Here is a 3,598-nt window from a genome sequence, read left to right on the forward strand (position 1 = left end):
TAAAGATAGATTTGAATTGCTGTTTTTCGAAAGGGAGTTGAACATGGCATGGTGTACAGGCTTGTCGCGATTTTTTTCATTCTCCTGGCGCTAAGCGGCTGCGGACAATCGCCGCTGAAAGGGAAAATTGAAAAAGTCGGTTTGCTTGTCCCTGATACGATAAATGACCAAGTATGGGGAACCAAAGGATATAAAGGATTATTAAGAATACAATCCGTCTACAATGTCGACGTCTATTATAAAGAGGGAATCGATAATGACGCTGCCATTAAAATGGCTGTAGAAGATTTTCACAAAAAAGGCGTCAACCTCATCTACGGGCACGGAAGCGAATATGAAAAAGCCTTTAATGAGATATGCAAAGATTATCCTGATATTCATTTTGTTTTAATGAACTCGAAAGCCGATCACCCAAATGTGACAAGCATATCGCTTGAAGGAGAAGCGATGGGGTTCTTCGGCGGAATGACGGCGGCCCATCAGTCAAAAACAAAGAAAATCGGCGTGCTCGCAACGTATAAATGGCAGCCTGAAGTAGAAGGATTTTCCGAAGGGGCTAAATACCTCGATCCGGACATTGAGGTGATGACAGAATATGTCGGCCAGTGGGACGACAGCGAAAATGCCGTCAAACTGTATGAAAAAATGAAGAAGGCAGGCGCGGATGTTGTGTATCCGGCCGGAGACGGGTATAATGTCCCTGTCATTGAACAAATCAAAAAGGACGGGCTGTACGCTATCGGCTATGTAAGCGACCAGTCGGAATTGGGTGAGAATGTCGTTTTGACAAGCACCATACAGCATGTAGACGACGCTTATGAACTCACCGCCGACGAGTTTAATAAAGGAACGCTTAAAGGCGGCAAGCGCTCATTTGACATTCAAGACGGCGTCATCGAAATGGGAGAATTCAGCCCTGTTGTCGATCAGTCATTTCAAGAAAAGATGAATCGGCTGATTGACGAATACAAAAAAACAAACAAACTGCCAAACGAACATTGAGGTGATCAAGATGCACGAAAAATCAATGGAATTTTTGCAAATTGCCATGAAATACGTTCCGGAAGCGAAAGCAGAGATGGAAAAAGCGGGAATCGAACTTTCCCCGGAAATGCTTGAGCCATTCATGAACTTGTTTACGAAAGTGATGGCCGAGGCTTACGAGCTCGGTAAAGCGGAAGCTGGTTCAGACGCCTGACTTAAACGCCCGCAAACGCTTAAAAAGCCACTTTTCAGAAGAAGTGGCTTTTTTATATGGAAATCTTATTTTTCAAAGCGCTGACCATTGAGCCGATTTCTTTAAACACAGGCTTCAGCTCATCGAGCGAATCCATAATTTCTCCAACCTGATTCAACACGTGCATATAATCGGCTTCCTGGGATACTTCAGCGTCTTCGACGGTTTCCGCTTCCGCATCCGTCTCCGTCTCTTCATGCCTGCCGGGTGCGTTTGCGCCAAACATCATTTTTGTGAAAAAATCGTCGTTCGCCACTCTTCATCCCTCCTTTTTCATATATATCACTACTATATGAATGTTTTGATCTGCTAGATTAGACGAATATATTGCCAACTAAAAAAAAATAGGGTAGGATTAGTACCAGATACTAATAATAACTCATAACATTAGTTGGAAAAAATCATGAATAAAGGAGTCTTTCCTATGAAAGCTGGAATTATTGGAATCGGCCGGTACATCCCTGAAAAGGTGCTGACCAATTTCGACTTGGAAAAAATGGTTGAAACTTCTGACGAGTGGATTCGTACAAGAACAGGCATAGAAGAAAGAAGAATCGCAGCTGAAGATGAGAAAACATCCGACATGGCTGTGGCCGCCGCTAGAAGAGCGATGGAAGACGCAAACATCGAGGCGGAAGATCTTGATATGATTCTCGTCGCCACCGTTACTCCTGACCAGGCATTCCCGACAGTGTCCTGCATGATTCAAGAAAAGCTCGGTGCATTCAATGCCTGTGCAATGGATATCAGCGCAGCGTGCGCCGGTTTTATGTACGGTTTAGTCACTGGAAAACAGTTTATCGAAGCCGGGACGTATAAGCATGTGCTTGTCATCGGAGTTGAAAAGCTTTCAGGCATTACGGACTGGGATGACCGCAATACCGCTGTTCTGTTCGGAGCCGGAGCGGGCGCCGCTGTTGTCGGGCGTGTGCGCGACGATAAAGGGATGTTGGCTGTTGAGCTCGGTGCAGACGGCAGAGGCGGAAAGCACTTGTACTTGGATGAAAAAGATCATACAATCATGAATGGCAGAGAAGTGTTCAAGTTTGCCGTCCGCCAAATGGGTGAATCCAGTGTGAATGTCATTGAAAAAGCCGGATTATCCAAAGAGGATGTCGACTTTTTGGTGCCGCATCAAGCCAACATCCGGATCATGGAAGCGGCGCGCGAACGTTTGGAGCTTCCAGTCGAAAAAATGTCTAAAACGGTTCATAAATACGGAAACACATCAGCTGCTTCTATTCCGATTTCTCTTGTGGAAGAGCTTGAAGCTGGTAAAATAAAAGACGGTGACGTCATTGTGATGGTCGGCTTCGGCGGAGGTTTGACATGGGGAGCCATCGCCATGCGCTGGGGCCGATAAAAGAAAGGTGAGGTGCAACTTATGAATAGTAAAAGAGTAGTCATTACCGGATTAGGAGCTTTATCACCTCTTGGTAATGACGTCAAAACGAGCTGGAACAACGCGGTTAACGGGGTTTCCGGAATCGGCCCGATTACAAGGGTGAACGCGGACGAGTATCCAGCTAAAGTAGCCGCGGAACTGAAAGATTTTAAGATAGAAGATTACATGGATAAAAAAGACGCAAGAAAAATGGACCGCTTCACACAATATGCCGTTGTGTCGGCGAAAATGGCCGTGGAAGACGCGGGGCTCGACATTAATGAGAGCAACGCAGACCGGGTCGGCGTCTGGGTCGGTTCCGGGATCGGCGGCCTTGAAACGCTTGAACAGCAGTTCGAAACATTTTTAACAAAAGGACCGCGGCGCGTCAGCCCGTTCTTTGTACCGATGATGATTCCTGACATGGCGACCGGCCAGATTTCGATTTCTCTCGGTGCAAAAGGTGTCAACTCTTGTACGGTGACGGCTTGCGCGACGGGTACGAACTCAATCGGCGACGCCTTTAAAGTCATTCAGCGCGGCGATGCAGATGTCATGATCTCCGGAGGAACGGAAGCCCCGCTTACAAGAATGTCGTTTGCCGGCTTTTCCGCCAATAAAGCGCTCTCCACTAATCCGGATCCGAAAACGGCAAGCCGCCCGTTTGACAAAAACCGCGACGGCTTCGTCATGGGAGAAGGAGCGGGAATCGTCGTTCTTGAGGAGCTTGAGCATGCGTTAAACCGCGGAGCGACAATCTATGCGGAAGTGGTCGGCTACGGATCAACGGGAGACGCCTATCATATCACGGCCCCTGCGCCAAATGGGGAAGGCGGCGTCAGAGCCATGAAAGAAGCGATCAAAGATGCGGGTCTGTCGCCTGATAGCATTGAGTATATCAATGCGCACGGAACAAGCACGCCGGACAATGATAAATTTGAAACGATCGCCATTAAAGAAGTGGGCGGAGAGCATGC

At 47.4% G+C, this 3,598-nt stretch carries 5 protein-coding genes; 4 read left to right on the forward strand and 1 reads right to left on the reverse strand.

All coding sequences use genetic code 11. The annotated features are described in order from the left end of the window. Window positions 1-48 precede the first annotated feature (48 nt). Both C1T29_RS06985 and C1T29_RS06990 read left to right on the forward strand, forming a co-directional pair. Complete coding sequence (locus C1T29_RS06985; protein ID WP_020450927.1) at window positions 49-1,002, forward strand: BMP family ABC transporter substrate-binding protein; 954 nt, start codon at window positions 49-51, stop codon at window positions 1,000-1,002. 10 nt (window positions 1,003-1,012) lie between these two features. Beyond that, on the forward strand, window positions 1,013-1,198 hold the full coding sequence (locus tag C1T29_RS06990) for a ComZ family protein (protein WP_011197761.1): 186 nt from the start codon (window positions 1,013-1,015) through the stop codon (window positions 1,196-1,198). 52 nt (window positions 1,199-1,250) lie between these two features. On the opposite strand, the gene C1T29_RS06995 is transcribed toward C1T29_RS06990, so the two are convergent. Continuing rightward, window positions 1,251-1,493 (reverse strand): hypothetical protein, encoded by a 243-nt coding sequence (locus C1T29_RS06995; RefSeq protein WP_020450928.1) that lies wholly within the window; start codon window positions 1,491-1,493, stop codon window positions 1,251-1,253. A gap of 168 nt (window positions 1,494-1,661) precedes the next feature. Between C1T29_RS06995 and C1T29_RS07000 the strand changes: the two genes are divergently transcribed. Together C1T29_RS07000 and fabF are read left to right on the forward strand one after the other, a co-directional pair. Next, complete coding sequence (locus C1T29_RS07000; protein ID WP_208945642.1) at window positions 1,662-2,600, forward strand: beta-ketoacyl-ACP synthase III; 939 nt, start codon at window positions 1,662-1,664, stop codon at window positions 2,598-2,600. A 21-nt stretch (window positions 2,601-2,621) separates the two neighbouring features. Next, window positions 2,622-3,598: beta-ketoacyl-ACP synthase II (gene fabF, locus C1T29_RS07005; RefSeq protein WP_208945716.1), on the forward strand; the 977-nt coding region annotated here is incomplete at its 3' end.

This window comes from Bacillus sp. MBGLi79 (assembly GCF_002953915.1).

Excerpts from the sequence above, each read along its gene's own strand:
- C1T29_RS06985 (WP_020450927.1), top strand. The coding sequence starts at position 49 with ATGGTGTACAGGCTTGTCGCGATTTTTTTCATTCTCCTGGCGCTAAGC.
- C1T29_RS07000 (WP_208945642.1), top strand. The coding sequence starts at position 1,662 with ATGAAAGCTGGAATTATTGGAATCGGCCGGTACATCCCTGAAAAGGTG.
- C1T29_RS06990 (WP_011197761.1), top strand. The coding sequence starts at position 1,013 with ATGCACGAAAAATCAATGGAATTTTTGCAAATTGCCATGAAATACGTT.